Genomic DNA, 1773 nt, shown 5'->3' with positions numbered 1-1773 from the left:
TGCGAGTCCTCTACAGGCCCTACAGGGGGAACTGTTAGCCGAACGGCAAGGGTGTCCACCGCGAGGTGGGATCTGAAGGAAGCCGAAGGCAAAGCGCTGATCTGACGAACAGGAATCGCATACGAGGCGGTCATGCTGGATGAGGAGGCGATTATCTCTAAAGTCCAAAACCTGTACGGAGAGCATGGACGTATATGCGGCAGATATAAGCGTGAAGGTGCGTGTGCATTACCCGGGGAGATCTGCATGCCTGCCATGTGCTACTGACATCGAGAGGTGTTGGGATGGGCGTGCAGAAGTCAGCCGAGGGCATAGTAGGGATATCGACCATCCTGAAGGCCCGAACATGTTGGAGTAGGTGAGGAGCTTGAGTCTCGATGGAGGAGGTAGGCGCAGATGACCGCACTGAGATGTGCGGAGCTACTGGGGAGTGCAGCGGACGGAATCCGTCTGTGTACCCGGATGGCGTGCCAAACCCCACGGCGATGAGAGATGAGCCGAGCCTGGAGTACGGTTGTTTGTTGGAAGCAGTGGTCGAGAGGGAGAACATGAGGCGTGCGCTACACCGAGTGAAGAGTAACCGAGGATCAGCAGGTGTGGACAACATGCCGCTATCCGAGTTAGTAGGTTACTTGAAACAGGCGTGGCCACGGATCAAAGAGGAACTGCTGGCAGGAAGTTACATGCCGCAACCGGTGCGCAAGGTAGAGATACCGAAGCCTGGGGGAAAAGGGGTGCGCATGTTGGGCATTCCGACGGTATTGGACCGACTGATCCAGCAGGCGTTGAATCAGGTATTGCAGCCGATATTTGATAAGGATTTTTCAGACTCCAGCTATGGTTTTAGGGCGGGTCGGAGTGCCCATGATGCGGCGCGCAAGGCGCGGGATCATGTAGCATCCGGCAAGCGCTGGACGGTGGATCTGGATCTGGAGAAGTTTTTTGACCGGGTGAATCACGACATATTGATGTCGCGGGTCGCGCGGAAGATCGGGGACGGACGGGTATTGAAGTTAATACGGAGATACCTGGAATCTGGGATGATGGCAGGGGGCGCAGTATCTCCGCGCACCCAAGGCACACCGCAGGGTGGGCCGCTGTCACCTCTGCTGTCCAACATACTGTTGGATGATCTGGACAAGAAACTTGAGAGTGACGGGCATACCTTCTGTCGCTATGCAGATGATTGCAATATCTATGTTGCATCGAAGCAGGCGGGTGAACGGGTGCTTGCCACGGTAAGCCGACACCTTGAGGAGGAACTCAAGCTCAAGGTGAACCAGGAGAAGAGTGCGGTAGACCGCCCGTGGAAGCGGACGTTCTTAGGGTACAGCATGACCTTTCATAAAGTCCCGAGGCTGAAGGTAGCCCGTGGGAGTGTGGAACGGTTCAAGGGCAAACTCAAAGAACAGTTTCGCATGGGAAGAGGCCGCAATCTTCAAAGGTTCATTGGGTCTTTGACTCCAGTCCTTCGGGGATGGGCGAACTATTTCAAGCTTTCGGAAGTGAAGGGTATTTTCGAGGATCTGGACGGATGGATTCGGCGAAAGCTACGAGCCATCATCTGGCGTCAATGGAAACGCACCTACAGACGAGCCAGAAACCTGATAAAACGGGAACTGACAGAGGAGCGTGCTTGGCGCTCGGCAACCAACCAACGCGGTGCGTGGTGGAATGCCGGGGCCAGCCACATGAATGCTGCCTTTCCCAAGAAGTTCTTTGATCGTCTTGGTCTTCTATCTCTGCTTGGACAAAGACAGAGACTTCAATCTC

1 protein-coding gene is annotated in these 1773 nt (G+C 55.1%); it reads left to right on the top strand.

Going from position 1 to position 1773, the window contains the following annotated elements; genetic code table 11:
• Nucleotides 1-377: 377 nt before the first annotated feature.
• The coding region (ltrA, locus tag V5T57_RS20565) for a group II intron reverse transcriptase/maturase (protein WP_442918254.1) at nt 378-1773 on the top strand (1396 nt) is incomplete at its 3' end.

Origin of the sequence: Magnetococcus sp. PR-3, from assembly GCF_036689865.1 — a bacterium.
Classification (GTDB): Bacteria; Pseudomonadota; Magnetococcia; order Magnetococcales; family Magnetococcaceae; genus Magnetococcus.
The sequence above is the reverse complement of the archived record's forward strand: the minus strand, read 5'-3'. Positions and strand labels throughout refer to the sequence as shown.